Genomic DNA, 17,279 nt, shown 5'->3' on the forward strand with positions numbered 1-17,279 from the left:
AGCAGATGGCAAGGTTGAGTCATTGGAAAGTCACTGAAACACCTTGGGAACGAGATTTTCGTTCGAAATAAAGCAGCATCGGTAACCCGACGCTGCTTTTTTTATATCTCGCGGATCAGTCCCCGGTGGCCGGCGTATTGCCTGCCGGATGCGCTTTACCCGGGAAACGGCGGCGAACCAGCACAAAGAACAATGGCACGAAGAAAATCGCCAGCAGGGTGGCGGAGATCATGCCGCCCATCACCCCGGTGCCGACCGCATGCTGGCTGCCGGAACCGGCGCCGCTGCTGGTAGCCATCGGCAGCACGCCGAAGATGAACGCCAGCGAGGTCATCAGGATCGGTCGCAGGCGCATGCGGGACGCGTCGAGCGTCGCCGACATCAGATCCTGCCCTTTATGGTTCAGCTCATTGGCGAACTCGACGATCAGAATGGCGTTTTTCGCCGACAGCCCAATGATGGTCAACAGGCCGACCTGGAAATAGACGTCGTTCTCCAGGCCGCGCAGCCAGGTGGCGGCGACCGCGCCGATCACCCCCAGCGGCACCACCAGCATCACCGAGAACGGTATCGACCAGCTTTCGTACAGCGCCGCCAGGCACAGGAACACCACCAGCAGCGAGATGGCGTACAGCGCCGGCGCCTGCGAGCCGGACAGCCGTTCCTGATAGGACATCGCCGTCCATTCCAGCCCGAAACCGGTCGGCAGTTGGCTGACCAGTTTTTCCATTTCCGCCATGGCGGTGCCGGTGCTGACGCCGTTGGCCGCCTCGCCGACGATCTCCAGCGCCGAACTGCCGTTATAGCGCTCCAGCCGCGGCGAACCGTACTCCCAGTGCGAGCTGGCGAAGGCCGAGAACGGCACCATGCCGCCCGCGCTGTTGCGCACATACCATTTGTTGATGTCATCCGGCAGCATGCGGAACGGCGCCGCGGCCTGCACGTAGACTTTTTTCACCCGGCCGCGGTCGACGAAGTCGTTGACGTAGGTCGAGCCCCAGGCGGTGGAGAGGGTATTGTTGATGTCGTCGATCGATACGCCCAGCGCCTGAGCCTTGCGTTGATCGATATCGATTTGCAGCTGCGGGCTGTCGTCCAGGCCGTTGTGGCGCACGCGCGACAGCAGCGGGTTTTGCGCCGCCAGCTGCAGCAGCTGATCGCGCGCCGCCATCAGTTTGGCGTGGCCGAGCCCGGCGTGGTCTTCCAACTCCATGTCGAAGCCGGAGGAGTTGCCGAGACCGGTGATCGCCGGCGGGCTGCTGGCGATCACCCGGGCTTCGTTAATCTTGTTGAATGCCAGCGTGGCGCGGTCGATGATGTCGAACGAGCTGTTGGCACCCGAGGTGCGCAGATCCCAGTCTTTCAGCCGTACGAACAGGCGCGCCACGTTTTGGCCGTTGCCGCCGGGCCCGGAGCCGATGATGGCGAACACCGACAAAACGTCCTGTTTCTCTTCGGTGAGGAAGTACCGCTCGACCTTTTCCACCACTTTGGAGGTTTGCTGCAGGGTCGAGCCCGCCGGCAACTGCACCTGTACGGTGAAGATGCCGCGGTCTTCCTGCGGCAGGAACGAGGTCGGCAGCTTGATGAACAGCAGCGCCATGCCGCCGAGCAACAGCAGATAAATCACCATGTAGCGGCCGCTGGCGTGCAGAATGCGCCCCACGCCGCGCTCATAGCGATCGGCATTGCGGTTGAACATGCGGTTGAACCAGCCGAAGAAGCCGCGCTTGCCGTGATGGTGCCCTTTGGCGATCGGTTTAAGCAGCGTCGCGCACAGGGCCGGGGTCAGGATCATCGCCACCAGCACCGACAGCACCATGGCGGAGACGATGGTGATGGAGAACTGGCGATAGATGGCGCCGGTGGTGCCGCCGAAGAACGCCATCGGCACGAACACCGCCGACAGCACCAGGGCGATGCCGACCAGCGCGCTCTGGATTTGCCCCATGGATTTGCGCGTGGCCTCTCGCGGCGGCAAGCCTTCCTCGCTCATCACGCGCTCGACGTTCTCCACCACCACGATGGCGTCGTCCACCAGCAGGCCGATCGCCAGCACCATGGCGAACATGGTGAGGGTGTTGATGCTGAAGCCGCAGGCGGAGAGGATGGCGAAAGTGCCCATCAGCACCACCGGCACGGCGATGGTGGGGATCAGCGTGGCGCGGAAGTTCTGCAGGAACAGATACATCACCAGGAACACCAGCAGGATGGCCTCCAGCAGCGTTTTCACCACGTCCTTGATCGAGGCTTTGACGAACGGGGTGGTTTCATAGGCCACTTTGGCCTCCAGCCCGTGCGGGAAGTATTGTGACAGCTCGGCGATCTTGTCCTTCACCAACTGGTCGGTCTGCAGTTCGTTGGCGCCGGAGGCCAGCTTGATGTTCATGCCGGCGGCCTGCATGCCGTTGTAGCGGCTGAGGTAGTTGTAGTTCTCGCCGCCCAACTCAACGGTGGCGACGTTGCCCAGCGTCACCAGCGAACCGTCCTGATTGACCCGCAGGGTGATCTGGCGGAACTGTTCCGGCGTCTGGAGCTGCGACTGGGCGTTGATGGTGGCGTTCAGCGCCTGTTTATCGACCGACGGCGTGCCGCCCAACTGGCCGACCGCCACCTGGGCGTTCTGCGACTGAATGGCCTTGACCACGTCCTGGGTCGTGAGCTGATAGCTGTTGAGCTTGTTGGGATCGAGCCAGATGCGCATGGCGTATTGTGAGCCATACACGTCCATGCTGCCGACGCCGTTGATGCGGCTGAGCGGATCCTGCAGGTTGGAGACGATGTAATCGGCGATGTCCTGCTTGTCCATGCTGTTGTCGGTGGAGACGAACGCCACCATCATCAGCGTAGTGTCGCCGGATTTCGAGACCGTGACCCCTTGATTCTGCACCGCCTGCGGCAAACGTTTGATCGCCGCCTGCAGCTGGTTTTGCACCTGCTGCATCGCCTCGTTGGGATCGGTGCCGGCTTCGAACGTCAGCGTGACGGTCGCCTGGCCGGTATTGGTGCTCTGCGACGACATATACATCATGTTGTCGAGGCCGGTCATATTCTGTTCAATGATCTGCGTGACGGTGTTTTCCAGCGTTTGCGCCGAGGCGCCTGGATAAGTTGCGCTGATGCGCACGTTCGGCGGCGCCAAATTCGGGTATTGTTCTACCGGTAAAGAAAAAATCGCCAATGCCCCGGTCAGGCAAAGAATAATTGCCAGCACCCAGGCGAAAATCGGGCGATCAATAAAAAAATTGGCCATGCAGCGCGAACCTCGTTATGACTTGTTCTATCTTTAAAACGCATCGGAAATATGCATTTCAGCGGCAGGGAAGGATTCCGGCGCTATTGCACTTTACTCGGGATAGTCGAGGAAAGCGTGGAGAAAAAAAGGAGATAGTGTAAATAACGGTAGCGGGAAACGGCGTGGGTGCCCCGGTGTCGATAATTGTACGCTATTAAGACATTTTTATTACTATCAAAGGCCTTGCGCATGTCTTCGCCGCAGGGAGCCGAAAAATAAAAACTGGATCCACCTTACAGCAGGAGCTTGGCATGGGAATTAACCCGGTATTTGCCCGTCGGCTTTATTTATGCTGGCTGATCAGCCACAGTGAGCGGCCCAATGTGCCGCGGTTGATGGCGCTGACCGGCTGGCCGCGCCGCACGTTGCAGGATGTGCTGAAGGCGCTGCCCGGCATGGGCGTCGAGCTGCAGTTCGTGCAGCAGGGCGTGCGCAACAACGACGGTTTTTATCAGTTGGAAAGCTGGGGGCCGTTCAACAAGAGTTGGGTGCATCAGCACCATCAGGCGCTGCTCAGCGCCATCGAGTAAGCGGCCCCGGCGTATTGGCCGGGGCGGGGCGATCAGTGGCTTTTGTACTCCAGGTACATCACCGTCGCCGCCACGCGAGAACGCACGTCCAGCTTGCGCAGTATGTTGCGGATGTGCACCTTCACGGTTTCTTCAGAGATATGCAATTGCGCCGCCACCTGTTTGTTGGACAGGCCGCGCGCCACCTCTTGCAAGACGTCCAGTTCGCGTTCGGTCAAGGCGGTGAAGGGATCGCGCTGCTCGCTGCGCGCCAGCAAATAGTCGGCCATGGCGTCGCTGATCACGTTTTGCCCCTCGGCGGCGGCGCTGATGTGTTCCAGCAGCTGCTCCGGTTCACTGTCTTTCAGCAGATAACCGTCGGCGCCGGCGTCGATCAGCGCATACAGATCGCTGCGCGCGTCGGAGACCGTCAGCACGATGATGCGTGCGTCCACGCCTTCGTCGCGCAGAGCCTGCAGCGTATCCAGCCCGGACATGCCCTTCATGTTCAGATCCAACAAGATCACGTCCGGCGCGTGCTGCAGCGCCAGCGCAACAGCCTCGCTGCCGTTGCCGGCCTCTGCCACCACGCCAAATCGCGCATCCAGTCCCAGCAGTTGTTTGATGCCGCGCCGCATCAACGGATGATCGTCAACGATCATGACTCGGTATTGCTTCATCACCATGAAATATGCTCCCTGTAGCAAGTAAAGCCACTCAAACGCGCCCGGAGGCGTGCTTCACAGTGGGACTGTCTCTTCAAAAATAGCGGCATTCTGCACCGCAAACCTCTCCGGGCGGCCTTCTGCCCGGCGGCAACCGTAACGCAGAGTGAACAGCCGCAAGGTCAGGGCGAGAATGTCAGGCAGACCGCCGTGCCGCCGCGGCTTCTGCGCCGGATGCGCAGCGTTCCTCCCAGTCGCGCCGCGCGTTCGCTCATGATGGTCAAGCCGTAATGCCCTTCCGGTTCTTCCAGACTGGCGATACCGCAACCGTCGTCGGTAATGCTGAATACGTTGTCGCCTGCGGCGTTGACCTCGCAACACACCGCGATCTCGCTCGCTCCTGCGTGCTTGACGGCATTGAGCACCGCCTCGCGCACGATCTGCAGCGCGTGCACCTGCTGCTGGGCGTTGAGCGCCTGCGAGGGCAGCCGACAGTGTAACTGAATCCGCGCGGTGGTTAGCGCCTTTAATGGCTGCAGCAGTTGCTCCAGCGCGGCATTCAGATCCGCCTCCTGAATGTTGAGGCGGAAGGTGGCCAGTAATTCTCTCAGCTGGCGATAGGCATCGGCCAGCGTGCGATCGAAATCGTCGATAATCGTCTGCGCCGCCGGATCGTCGGCGGCGCGCCGGAGCAGCGTCAGCTGGATGCGTAGGAACGACAGCGTCTGCGCCAGCGAATCGTGCAGCTCGCGGGCGATGGTCCCACGTTCTTCCATCAACAGCAGATATTGGTGCTGCTTTTGCGCCCGGTTGAAGTAGACGCCACGCCCCAGCATGTTGGCCAGGCTCTGCATCAGGTGAGGATGCGGCGGCTGCGCTTCGGGCTGCCATCGCAATTCACCCAGCAGTTTATCGCCTTGGGTGATCGGCAGCGCGCTCCAGGTTTGCGCCGGCGCCGGCTCTCCTTCGTTCAGTTGCCACTGGCCATGATCGTCCGCCACGTTCAACCGGATGCAGCGCAGTCGTTCGCTTTGGCGCACGATGCGCAGCACATTCTCGAATGCCTGCTGATCGATCTGGCGCACGCTCAGCGCCTGTGAACAGCGATACAGCACCTCCAGCGTTTCGTTGGCCTGCTGCAGGCGCTGGGTTTTTTCCTGCACTTTCAGCTCCAGCGACTGATAGAGCCGGGCCAGCTCGTCAGACATGGCGCTGAAGGTTTGCGACAGCACGCCGAGCTCGTTCGGCAGCGCCACGTCCAGCTGCGGGTGGCGAAAGTCGCGCTGTTGCACGCGCTGGCTGGCGTCGACCAGATGCTGCAGCGGCATGACCACCTGGCGGCGCATAAAGCGGATGCAAAACAGCACCAGACCGATGATGGCGGCGTAGCCCAGCACGCTGACGGCGGCCACCAGGGTGAGTTTCAACTCGGAATAACGCTGCAGAGCGGAAACAAAATGATCGACACGGTTGACGTAGCCGGCGACCTCCGCCCGGTAGGCGGCCGCTTGCCCGTCACGGATCTGCCGCTCCATCGCTTGCCATGTTCGTTGCAGCGCCAGATAGTGGTTGCGCACCTCGGCCGGGACGTAAAAGCGCGCCAGCTTTTGCAGCGCCGGCGCCTGCAAAGATTGTCGGTACTGCTGCAGGTGCAGCTCCAGCTCCGGGCTCTGTCGATCGAGATCAAAGGCCAGGCGGTAGCTTTGCATGCGCAGCGAACCGGCAATGTTGATCGCCTCGGCATCGCTCTGGCTGCCGGCGACGGTCGTCAACGCCAACCCGGTGGCGAGCACCGACAGTATCACGATGCCGAACAGCGCCCTGGCCAGGCTGCCGGTCACGGAACGTTTAACAAGCAATCACGGAATCCTTTTCTCTCAGGTGAGGGCTGCGCCAGTTTCATTCGAAAGCAAAACTATAACTTTTGCAACTAAATTGCACCGCGATTTGTATCAAGTTGTCAACAAAACGGGAACAATTGTCGTCGTGTAATCAAATGAATAGCGAAATGCCCGCCGATGTTCAGCCGCAGCTCGGTTTCCACTGAGGATTTGTCTTTGCGGATGCAATTCGTCTGTCAGATTATGCGTCTGCCCACGATGTATTTTTAATCCTGGTTTGCCCGGAGAGGCGTTGTGATTTTTGTTGCAAATCGTCTGCTGCGGCGCAGCGTAATCGCGGTATGATTTTCACGTTGCAACTCAAGGAAAAAGGGTCATGTCGTCGAAAATTGAGAATGTGAAGAAAGAGCTGTTGTCGGACAACTGGTATGTGCTGCACAAGTACACGTTTGATCTGAAACGCAAAAATGGCGGTTCGGTGCAACAGATGCGCGAGGTTTACGATCGCGGCAACGGCGCCACCATTTTGCTGTACAACCGCGCCAAGGGCACGGTGGTGTTGACCAACCAGTTCCGCATGCCGACCTATGTCAACGGCAACGAAAGCGGCATGCTGCTCGAGGCCTGCGCCGGCCTGCTGGACGCCGATTCGCCGGAGCAGTGCGCGCGCCGCGAAGCGGTGGAAGAGACCGGTTTTCAGGTGGGCGAGGTCAAAAAAATCTTCGAAGCCTACATGTCGCCGGGCGGCGTGACCGAGATCGTGCACTTCTTTATCGCCGAATACCATGACGATGAGCGGCGCGCGGCCGGCGGCGGCATTGAAGATGAAGATATCGAAGTGATCGAACTGCCGTTCAGCGAAGCGGTGGCGATGATCGCCGATGGCCGGATTAAAGACGGCAAGACCATCATGCTGCTGCAGTATTTGCAGATTCATCGGGTGATGGAATAAAAAAAGCCGGTCATGATGACCGGCTTTTTTATCGGCTGGCGCCAGACCGCTTACTTCAGCAGCGCCTTCGCCTTGGCCACCACGTTGTCCACGGTGAAGCCGAACTCGGCGAACAGCTGCTCCGCCGGCGCCGACTCACCGAAGGTGGTCATGCCCACGATGGCGCCGTTCAGGCCCACGTACTTGTACCAGTAGTCCGCGATACCCGCTTCCACCGCCACGCGCGCCGTCACCGCCGCCGGCAGCACCGACTCACGGTACGCCGCATCCTGCTTGTCGAACGCGTCGGTCGACGGCATCGACACCACGCGCACCTTGCGGCCCGCCGCGGTCAGTTTGTCCGCCGCTTCCACCGTGATGCCCACTTCGGAGCCGGTGGCAATCAGGATGACGTCCGGCGTGCCCGCGCAGTCTTTCAGCACGTAGCCGCCGCGGTACACGTTCGCCAGCTGCTCTGCGGTGCGCGGCTGCTGGGTCAGGTTCTGGCGCGAGAACACCAGCGTGGTCGGGCCGTCGTTGCGCTCGATGCCGTACTGCCACGCCACCGCCGATTCCACCTGGTCGCACGGGCGCCAGGTGCTCATGTTCGGGGTCACGCGCAGGCTCGCCAGCTGCTCCACCGGCTGGTGGGTCGGGCCGTCTTCGCCCAGACCGATGGAGTCGTGGGTGTAGACGAACACGTTGCGCAGCTTCATCAGCGCCGCCATGCGCACCGCGTTGCGGGCGTATTCCACGAACATCAGGAAGGTCGCCGAGTACGGCAGGAAACCGCCGTGCAGCGCGATGCCGTTGGTGATGGCGGTCATGCCGAACTCGCGCACGCCGTAATGAATGTAGTTGCCCGCCGGGTCAACGTTCAGCGCTTTCGAGCCGGACCACATGGTCAGGTTGCTCGGCGCCAGGTCGGCGGAGCCGCCCAGGAACTCCGGCAGCACCTTGCCGAACGCTTCCAGCGCGTTCTGCGACGCCTTGCGGCTGGCGATGTTGGCCGGGTTGGCCTGCAGTTTTTCCACGAACGCCCTGGCGTCGGCTTTCCAGTCGGCCGGCAGCTCGCCGTTCATGCGGCGCTTGAACTCGGCGGCCAGTTCCGGGAAGGCCCTGGCGTAGGCGGCGAACTTGTCGTTCCAGGCCGCTTCCTTGGCCTGACCGGCTTCTTTGGCGTCCCACTGGGCGTAGATGTCCTGCGGGATTTCAAAGGCGGCGTATTTCCAGCCCAGCGCTTCGCGGGTGGCGGCCACTTCGGCGGCGCCCAGCGCGGCACCGTGCACGTCATGGGTGCCGGCCTTGTTCGGCGAACCAAAGCCGATAACGGTCTTGCACATCAGCAGCGACGGCTTGTCGGTCACCTTGCGGGCTTCTTCAATCGCCGCCTTGATGGCGTCCGGGTTGTGGCCGTCGACGTTGCGCACCACGTGCCAGCCGTAGGCTTCGAAGCGCAGGGCGGTGTCGTCGGTGAACCAGCCGTCGACGTGGCCGTCGATGGAGATGCCGTTGTCATCGTAGAAGGCGGTCAGCTTGCCGAGCTTGAGGGTGCCGGCCAGGGAGCAGACTTCGTGCGAGATGCCTTCCATCATGCAGCCGTCGCCCATGAAGGCGTAGGTGTGGTGGTCGACGATGTCGTGGCCAGGGCGGTTGAACTGCGCCGCCAGGGTGCGTTCGGCGATGGCGAAACCGACGGCGTTGGCGATGCCCTGGCCCAGCGGGCCGGTGGTGGTTTCAACGCCCGGGGTGTAGCCGTACTCCGGGTGGCCCGGGGTTTTGGAATGCAGCTGACGGAAGTTTTCCAGCTCGCGCATCGGCAGGTCGTAGCCGGTGAGGTGCAGGAGGCTGTAAATCAACATGGAGCCGTGGCCGTTGGAGAGCACGAAACGGTCGCGGTCAGCCCAGTGCGGGTTAGTCGGGTTGTGGTTGAGGTAGTCACGCCACAGGACTTCGGCGATGTCCGCCATGCCCATAGGGGCCCCCGGGTGGCCGGAATTTGCTTTTTGTACGGCGTCCATGCTGAGTGCGCGGATGGCGTTGGCAAGCTCTTTACGAGAAGACATAACGAAACTCCAGTGCGATTACAGTTGAGCGGCCAACATGTCTTCCAGCTTCTGCTGGTCGACGGCGAACAGGCGAATGCCTTCGGCGAGTTTTTCCACCGCCATGGCGTCCTGATTGTGCAGCCAGCGGAACTCCGCTTCGGCCAGCGGGGCAGGTTGGTGGAAGCCCTCGGTAGACGGGGTCAACTTGCGTTCGACCGGCTGCTCGCTGTTTTTCAGCTGTTCCAGCAGGTTTGGCGCGATGGTCAGGCGATCGCAGCCGGCCAGCGCCAGGATCTGCTCAACCTTGCGGAAGCTGGCGCCCATGATCACCGTCTGGTAACGATGACGCTTGTAGTATTCATAGATGGTGCGCACCGATTTCACGCCCGGATCCTGATCGGCGTCGTAGTCGGCGGCAGGCTGTTTGGCCTGGTACCAGTCATAGATGCGGCCGACGAACGGCGAGATCAGATACACGCCGGCTTCGGCGCAGGCGCGGGCCTGGGCGAAGGAGAACAGCAGCGTCAGGTTGGTGTTGATGCCTTCTTTTTCCAGCTCTTCGGCGGCTTTGATGCCTTCCCAGGTGGAAGCCAGTTTGATCAGGATGCGCGATTTGTCGATGCCTTGTTCTTGGTACATGGCGATCAGTTTGCGCGCTTTGGCGACGCACATGCCGCGGTCGAACGACAGGCGGGCGTCCACTTCGGTGGAGATGCGGCCCGGCACGCTTTTGAGGATCTCGACGCCGATATTGACCGCCAGCTTATCGCTGGCGTTGATCAGCTGGGTTTCCTTGCTGCCGCCCTGGCGGCGGGCATACTCCAACGCTTCGGTGATCAGCGCCTTGTACTGCGGCAGCGCGGCGGCTTTCAGGATCAGCGAAGGGTTGGTGGTGGCGTCCTGGGGTTCGAACTGGCGGATGGATTCGATATCGCCGCTGTCGGCGACCACCGTGGTCAGCTGCTTGAGTGCGTCTAATTGATTCATTGATAAGCTCCTTGACCAAGCTCAATGTAGGGAAATGAGAACCTTTTTCATCATAGGGGGAACACACTGCATCATCGGATCGAGAATGAAAATGCGCTTTTTCTGATTGTTGCGATGGATAATAACAATGAATGCCGAATAAACCCAGGCGGAGCGCGGCTTGCGCGCGACCGCCATCGAGACGGCAGGCGGTTTAACGCCGTCCGGCCGCGTTTTCGTAATAGCCGATCCGCTCGACTTTCGGCGCCGATCCTCCCCCTTCAAACTCCGATTCCAGCCAGGCATCGACGATGGTTTTCGCCAGTTCGGCACCGATGACCCGCGCGCCCAGCGTGATGATCTGAGCATCATTGCTTTTGCGCGCCCGCTGGGCGGAGTAGGTATCGTGACATTGCGCCGCACGAATGCCGGGCACTTTATTGGCCACGATGCTCATACCGATGCCGGTGCCGCACAGCAGGATGCCCCGCCGATGTTTTTCCTCCCGTATCGCCTGCGCGACGCGATAGGCGATATCGGGATAGATCCCCGTTTCTGCGGCGCGATCCGTCGTGTAGTCAATGACGGGGATGTCCCGTTGTTGCAGGTGGGCAACGATCAGATCTTTCAGTTCAATGGCGGCATCATCGGCGCCGATGGCGATAGGCAGCATAGCGATCTCCTGATTGGTAATGAAAAGGGTGGCGATCCTCGGTGGCGCCACGTTCATTACCGTATCCCTGTTTAATCAAATGTTCAATCTGTGTTCTTTTGTTTTTTGCCTGGCTTTTCAGTTTGCCACTGTAAAAGGTGATCTTAGTCACTAAAAAAGGGCTTTTAATCGTTGTTCACTCTAGTGGAGACGGGTTTTTGAGCGATATCACACTTTGATAAGTTCACTGTGGGCAAATTGAACGCATAGCGTTAGTGTTCATTTGTTCTTTGTTTGTGTTAATGATCAAAAGAAGTTTCCCTACCAGAGGAGAGTGCTATGTGTCAGACCTGCATAACAGAGGCGAAAATGGCGGCCGGTATCCCCGAGATCATGAAGGCGGTTGTGGCGTACGCCCCGAAAGATTACCGCCTGGAACAGGTGCCGGTACCGACGATCGGCCCGAAAGAGATCCTGGTGAAGATCGAAGCCTGCGGCATCTGCGCCGGTGATGTTAAAGCGTTCGAAGGGGCGCCCAGCTTCTGGGGCGATGAAAAACAACCGGCGTACATCAAGGCGCCGATGATCCCCGGCCATGAATTCATCGGCCATGTCGTGGGGTACGGTGAAGGCGTCGAGGGCTTCAATCTCGGCGATCGCGTGATATCAGAACAAATCGTTCCCTGCTGGCAATGCCGCTTCTGCAACCGCGGTCAGTATTGGATGTGCGAAAAGCATGACCTGTACGGTTTCCAGAAAAACGTTAACGGCGGCATGGCCGAGTACATGAAGTTCACCAAAGAGGCGATTAACTATCATGTGCCGGCCGACCTGCCGATCGAAAAAGCCATTCTGATCGAACCCTATGCTTGCTCCTTCCATGCGGTGCAACGCGCCAATATCAAACTGGGCGATGTGGTGGTGTTGGCCGGCGCCGGCACCCTGGGGCTGGGCATGATCGGGGCCATCAAGAAATCCGGGCCCTCGAAGCTGGTGGTGCTGGATCTGTCCGACGAACGTCTGGCCTTGGCGAAGCGCTTCGGCGCGGATGTGACGCTCAATCCCACCCGTGACGACGTGCCCGCCGCGGTTAAAGCGATGACCGAGGGCTACGGCTGCGACATCTACATCGAGGCGACCGGCGCACAGAAGTCCGTGGAACAGGGCCTGACGCTGATCCGCAAGCTCGGCACCTTCGTCGAATTTTCCGTGTTTAAGGATCCGGTGACCGTCGACTGGAGCATCATCAGCGACCGCAAGGAACTGGACGTGCTCGGTTCGCACCTCGGCCCTTACTGCTATCCGCTGGTGATCGAAGGCATCGCCAATGGCGATCTGCCGACCGAAGGCGTGGTGACGCATACGTTGCCGCTGGAACAGTTCGCCGAAGGTTTCGAGCTGATGAAGCGCGGTATCGGTTCAATCAAAGTGGTGCTTAATCCAAACCTCTGAAACCTGCGTCGTTCCTCGGGTGCGGGCGAGCCTGCGCCTCCATAATCACATGTGCTGGGGTGTTCTATGTTGCATGGACTGATTCATCGCATTGGTCTGTCACCGAAACTGCTGCTGGGCTATGCCGGCGTGTTGGTATTCATGATGGGCGAAGGGCTGGAACAGGGCTGGCTGTCGCCGTATTTGATTGGCAAAGGGCTGAGCATTCAGGAATCGGCGCTGCTGTTCAGCGTTTATGGCTTTGCGGCCGCCATCGCCGCCTGGTTTTCCGGCGTGTTGGCGGAAATCTTTACCGCCCGGCGGGTGATGTTGGCCGGCCTGCTGCTGTTTCTGTTCGGTTCGGTGTGTTTTTTGACGTTCGGCCTGCCGAGCAACAACCTGGCGATCATGGTGCCGACCTATGCGCTGCGCGGCTTGGGTTATCCGTTGTTCGCCTACGGTTTTCTGGTGTGGGTGGCGTATGAGGCGCCGCCGGAAAGGCTGGGGTCGGCGGTGGGGATTTTCTGGTTCGTCTACAGCGGCGGGCTCAGCGTGCTGGGCGTGCTGTATTCCAGCATCATGCTGCCTTATCTCGGCGAGATCCACACGCTGTGGAGCGCGCTGATTTTCGTCGTGCTGGGCGCGGTGATTGCGCTGATGCTCAATCGCGACGACGGCGCGGCACAGAGCGGCAACCGTGAAAAGGCGTCGCTGGGTTATGTCTTGAAGGGCATCACCATCGCGTTTGAAAACCCGAAGATTGGCCTGGGCGGCATCGTGCGCACCATTAATACCTCTGCGGCTTACGGCTTCGTCGTATTCATGCCCATGTACATGATGGATATGGGGTTCACCCGCACGCATTGGTTGCAGATGTACGCCGCGCTGTGGACGGTCAACATCATTTTCAACCTGATTTTCGGCGTGATCAGCGACGGGCTCGGCTGGCGCAATGTGGTGATGTGGTTTGGCTGCGTCGGCTGTGCCTTGACCACGCTGATGTTCTACTACGTGCCGCAATTCTTCGGCGCCAACTACCTGCTGACCGTGTGCGCCGCCGGGTTGTTTGGCGCCTGCCTGGCGGCGTTCGTGCCGCTGTCGGCCATCATGCCGTCGCTGGCGCCGGACAATAAGGGCGCGGCGATGTCGATTCTCAATCTGGGTGCCGGCCTGAGCACCTTTGTCGGCCCGGCGGTGGTGGGGCTGTTTATCGGCAGCCTCGGCACCGTTGGCGTGATCTGGATCTTTACCGGTTTGTACCTGTTCAGCGGCGTGCTGATGAAATTTGTCACGCTGCCGAAGGAAAGCGCGACGGCGCAGGAAGAACGCGGCGCGAGTTTTGCGAAAATATCCTGACCGAGGGTGAAGTTCACAGTTTTAAGGGGAAATTTATGATTAATCATCAAACTACGGCGCCGCGCGAGCTCTCGCTGCAGGGCAAGGTGGCGCTGATTACCGGCGGCGCTGCGGGGATCGGTCTCGCTATTGCCGAACGCTATCTGCAAAACGGCGCGCGCGTGGCGCTGCTCGATCGGGCGCCGCAGGTTGCGGAAGTGGCGCGACAGCTGGACGCCGAGTCGGCGGTGGGCGTCGTGGCCGACGTCACCGATGCCGCATCGGTGGAGCGGGCGGTGGCGCAGATTGAGGCGCATTTCGGACGGCTGGACGTGCTGGTCAACAGCGCCGGCATCGTTGCACTGCATCCCGCTGAGGAACTGCCGGAAACGGCGTGGGATGCAACCCTGGCGGTCAATCTGAAAGGCGTGTTTCTTACCTGCCAGGCGGTGGGGCGCCGTTTCATTCGCCAGCGCGGCGGCAGCATCATCAATCTCGCCTCGCAGGCCGGCGTAGTGGCTTTGCCTAATCACCTGGCCTATTGCGCCAGCAAGGCGGGCGTAATCGGTCTGACCCAGGTGTTGGCGCTGGAGTGGGGGCCGCACAGCGTGCGGGTCAACGCCATTTCGCCCACCGTGGTTTTGACGGAGCTGGGCCGTAAGGCCTGGTCAGGCGAGGTGGCGGAACAAATGAAGCAGAAAATCCCGCTGCGGCGTTTCGCCGAGCCGCAAGATATCGCCGCCAGCGCCCTGTTTTTGGCCGGCGACGCGGCGGCGATGATCACCGGCGCCAACCTGGTGGTCGACGGCGGTTACACCATTCAATAATTTCTTATTCAGGCGACAGAGAGGCCGCGATGAACAGAATCATTAACGATCCCGATCACGTAGTGGAAGACGCCATTCAGGGCTACAGGCTGGCCCACCCGAACTATTATGCCGCCACCGACAATGCGCGGGTGTTGAAATATCCGCCTGCGCCGATCGCCGGCAAAGTGGGCATCGTCACCGGCGGCGGTTCCGGCCACGAGCCGGCGTTCCTGGGGTATGTCGGCAAAAACATGTTGGATGCCGTCGCGATTGGCGAGATTTTTTCATCGCCTACGGCGGGGGCTTTTCTCGACGCTTTCAAGGCGGCGGACAGCGGTGCGGGCGTCGCTTGCCTGTACGGCAACTACGCCGGCGACAACATGAACGTCAAGATGGCGATCAAGAAGGCCACGGCGGCCGGCATACGGGTGAAAACCGTGGTGGCCAACGATGACGTCGCCTCGGCGCCGGCCAGTGAGATCGATAAACGGCGCGGCGTGGCCGGCGAAATTCTGATGTGGAAGGTCGGCGCGGCGGCGGCGGCCAAGGGATACGATCTGGACGGCGTGATCGGCGCGGCGCAAAAGGCCATCGACCGGTGTCGTTCGATCGGCGTCGGCCTCAGTTCCTGCACCATTCCCGCGGTCGGCAAACCCAATTTTCATATCGAAGACGGCAAGATGGAGATCGGCATCGGCCATCACGGCGAACCGGGCATTGAGGTATCGCCGATCCAGTCGGCGTCGGCGATGGCCGGCACCATGCTCGATTTCGTGCTCAACGACATGCCGCTGGAACAGGGGCAGGAGGTGGCGTTGCTGATCTCCGGGCTTGGCGCCACGCCGGTGATGGAGCTGTATATCTATTATGCCGAAATAGAGCGTCGGTTGACGGCGAAAGGCGTGCGGGTGCATCGGCGCTACGTCGGCAATTACTTCACGTCGCTGGAAATGATGGGCGTGACGCTGACGCTGATGACGCTGGATGACGAACTGAAAACGCTGCTGGACATGCCGGCGCAATCTTTAGGCTTAACCCAGGTGGAGTGAATCATGACGGAACAAATTTCAACCCGGTACGGCAGTGAGATCGTTACGGGGCTGATAGAAACCATTGTCAGCAACCGCGAATACCTGAGCGAAATCGACGGCGCCATCGGCGACGGTGACCACGGCATTAACATGTCGAAGGGATTCGCGATGTGCGGCGATGCCATTCGCGGCCGCGAGCTCACGCTGGCGCAGGCGTTCGATGCGGTATCGGATGCGCTGATGGAGGGCATCGGCGGTTCGATGGGGCCGCTGTACGGCAGCCTGTTCATGGGCATGGCGGAGAGCGTCCGTGAGCGCAGCGTGCTGGACAAGCAGGCATTTTTGGCGATGTTGCACGGCGGGTTGCGCGAACTGCAGGACATCAGCAGCGCGGGCGTGGGCGACAAGTGTCTGATGGATACGCTGATACCGGCGGTGGCGGCATTTGAGCAGGCGGTGGGACGCGGTGACGACTTCACCGCTGCGCTGGAACAAATGAAAATCGCCGCAGAGCGCGGGCGGGACTCCACCCGCGAGCTGGTGGCGAAAATCGGCCGCGCCAGCCGTCTGGGCGAGCGTTCGCGCGGCGTACTGGACGCCGGCGCGGTATCTTGCTGCCTGCTCTTGACCCGATTGGCGGACGAGGTGGAGCAACGACTGAATACCGTTGCCGCCTGAACGCGTTATACTAGCGGGCATTCAGCCTTGTCGGAGGGGCGTGTATCGTCCCTCCGCCATCATCAACCGGCCTGCCGTGGGGAAACGTCTAACGGATGGAAAAACAAACTGTGTCCCAGGATAACGAACTGCTGACCGAAATCGCCGTTGCTTATTATCAGGATGAGATCACGCAGGAAGAGATCGCCAAAAAGTTCGGCATCTCACGGATCAAAGTCGGTCGTTTGCTCAAGCGCGCCAAGGAAGAAGGCATCGTCGAGATCAACGTGCGTTATCACCCGGTATTCAGCACCCGGCTGGAACAGCAGATGATGGAACGTTTTCCCATCAGCCGCGCGTTGATCGCGCTCGACCATCAGGACGAAGAGGAACAGCGTCGGCAGGTGGCGGCGCTGGTGTCCAATTATCTGGCGATGTCGCTGAAAGACGATATGGTGTTGGCGGTCGGCCAGGGACGCAACGTGGCGGCGATCGCCGATCATGTCGGCAGCGTGACGGAACGCAACTGCAAGTTCATCTGCGGCATCGGCGGCACCCACCGTCCGGGCGACGCGATCAACGCCGACCATATCAGCCGGCGTCTGGCGAAGAAGTTCGGCGGCAGCAGCGAGACGCTCTATGCGCCGGCCTACGTCGAAAATCGCGCGCTGAAAGACGCCTTCATGCAGAACGGCACGATCAAGGAAACGCTGGATCGTGCGCGTAAGGCCGATGTGGCGTTAGTCGGCATTGGCGACATGAATGAAAACAGTTATATGGTGAAATTGGGGTGGTTTACGCCGCACGAGATTATCGACGCCAGCCTCAATCAGGGCGTGATCGGCGACATCGCCGGCTATGACTTTTTCAATGCTCAGGGGCAGCATGTCGACACGGTGATGAATGACAGAGTGATCGGGCTGAGCATTGATGAGCTGCGCAAAATCCCTTGCGTGATCGCCATTGCTTCCGAGAATACCAAGGCGCTGGCGATTTTGGGCGCTTTGCGCACCGGCGCCATCGACATTATCGCCACCAGCGCGCTCAATGTGCGCACTATCCTCAACATGTCGCAATAGCGGCACCTGCAAAAAAGGGTTCAGCGCCAG

Annotated in this window: 14 protein-coding genes; 8 read left to right on the forward strand and 6 right to left on the reverse strand. The window is 60.4% G+C overall.

Annotation, left to right across the window (positions count from 1 at the left end; translation table 11 throughout):
• Window positions 1–115: 115 nt before the first annotated feature.
• Window positions 116–3,253: a multidrug efflux RND transporter permease AcrD gene (acrD, locus tag ACMGF9_RS05840; protein ID WP_004941747.1), complete on the reverse strand. Its 3,138-nt coding sequence runs from the start codon at window positions 3,251–3,253 to the stop codon at window positions 116–118.
• A 293-nt stretch (window positions 3,254–3,546) separates the two neighbouring features.
• On the opposite strand from acrD, the gene ACMGF9_RS05845 reads away from it, so the two are divergent.
• A complete protein-coding gene (locus ACMGF9_RS05845) occupies window positions 3,547–3,825 on the forward strand; it encodes a winged helix-turn-helix domain-containing protein (RefSeq protein WP_004941750.1) in 279 nt (92 codons plus the stop codon).
• A 32-nt stretch (window positions 3,826–3,857) separates the two neighbouring features.
• Here ACMGF9_RS05845 and ACMGF9_RS05850 read toward each other — a convergent pair whose 3' ends face one another.
• On the reverse strand, window positions 3,858–4,490 hold the full coding sequence (locus ACMGF9_RS05850; RefSeq protein WP_015378698.1) for a response regulator: 633 nt from the start codon (window positions 4,488–4,490) through the stop codon (window positions 3,858–3,860).
• A 161-nt stretch (window positions 4,491–4,651) separates the two neighbouring features.
• Entirely contained in the window at window positions 4,652–6,328 is a 1,677-nt protein-coding gene (gene narQ, locus ACMGF9_RS05855; RefSeq protein WP_015378697.1) for a nitrate/nitrite two-component system sensor histidine kinase NarQ, read from the reverse strand.
• Between the two features lie 358 nt (window positions 6,329–6,686).
• Here narQ and nudK point away from each other — a divergent pair, with 358 nt between their 5' ends.
• Entirely contained in the window at window positions 6,687–7,262 is a 576-nt protein-coding gene (gene nudK / locus ACMGF9_RS05860; protein ID WP_019453874.1) for a GDP-mannose pyrophosphatase NudK, read from the forward strand.
• 50 nt (window positions 7,263–7,312) lie between these two features.
• Here nudK and tkt read toward each other — a convergent pair whose 3' ends face one another.
• The 3 genes from tkt to rpiB form a co-directional block, all read right to left on the reverse strand.
• The gene (gene tkt, locus ACMGF9_RS05865; RefSeq protein WP_411748781.1) at window positions 7,313–9,307 is read right to left on the reverse strand and encodes a transketolase; all 1,995 of its coding nucleotides are present in this window, start codon (window positions 9,305–9,307) and stop codon (window positions 7,313–7,315) included.
• Between the two features lie 18 nt (window positions 9,308–9,325).
• Window positions 9,326–10,276 (reverse strand): transaldolase, encoded by a 951-nt coding sequence (gene tal, locus ACMGF9_RS05870; protein WP_004936597.1) that lies wholly within the window; start codon window positions 10,274–10,276, stop codon window positions 9,326–9,328.
• A 193-nt stretch (window positions 10,277–10,469) separates the two neighbouring features.
• Window positions 10,470–10,928 carry a ribose 5-phosphate isomerase B gene (gene rpiB / locus ACMGF9_RS05875; RefSeq protein WP_004936593.1) on the reverse strand — a complete coding sequence of 153 codons (459 nt, stop codon included), beginning with the start codon at window positions 10,926–10,928 and terminating at the stop codon, window positions 10,470–10,472.
• A gap of 318 nt (window positions 10,929–11,246) precedes the next feature.
• Between rpiB and ACMGF9_RS05880 the strand changes: the two genes are divergently transcribed.
• The 6 genes from ACMGF9_RS05880 (at window position 11,247) to ACMGF9_RS05905 (ending at window position 17,249) form a co-directional block, all read left to right on the forward strand.
• Window positions 11,247–12,359 (forward strand): MDR/zinc-dependent alcohol dehydrogenase-like family protein, encoded by a 1,113-nt coding sequence (locus ACMGF9_RS05880; RefSeq protein ID WP_031300581.1) that lies wholly within the window; start codon window positions 11,247–11,249, stop codon window positions 12,357–12,359.
• A gap of 66 nt (window positions 12,360–12,425) precedes the next feature.
• Window positions 12,426–13,694, forward strand: coding sequence for an MFS transporter (locus tag ACMGF9_RS05885; protein WP_414160593.1), 1,269 nt, complete (start codon window positions 12,426–12,428; stop codon window positions 13,692–13,694).
• A 35-nt stretch (window positions 13,695–13,729) separates the two neighbouring features.
• Entirely contained in the window at window positions 13,730–14,500 is a 771-nt protein-coding gene (locus ACMGF9_RS05890) for an SDR family oxidoreductase (RefSeq protein ID WP_414160594.1), read from the forward strand.
• Between the two features lie 29 nt (window positions 14,501–14,529).
• A complete protein-coding gene (locus ACMGF9_RS05895) occupies window positions 14,530–15,531 on the forward strand; it encodes a dihydroxyacetone kinase subunit DhaK (protein WP_004936581.1) in 1,002 nt (333 codons plus the stop codon).
• A 3-nt stretch (window positions 15,532–15,534) separates the two neighbouring features.
• Window positions 15,535–16,191, forward strand: coding sequence for a dihydroxyacetone kinase subunit DhaL (dhaL, locus tag ACMGF9_RS05900; protein ID WP_118891798.1), 657 nt, complete (start codon window positions 15,535–15,537; stop codon window positions 16,189–16,191).
• Between the two features lie 95 nt (window positions 16,192–16,286).
• Entirely contained in the window at window positions 16,287–17,249 is a 963-nt protein-coding gene (locus tag ACMGF9_RS05905; RefSeq protein WP_004936575.1) for a sugar-binding transcriptional regulator, read from the forward strand.
• Window positions 17,250–17,279 lie beyond the last annotated feature (30 nt).

It is taken from the genome of Serratia sp. BNK-23, assembly GCF_047456145.1.
GTDB classification, from domain to species: domain Bacteria; phylum Pseudomonadota; class Gammaproteobacteria; order Enterobacterales; family Enterobacteriaceae; genus Serratia; species Serratia nematodiphila.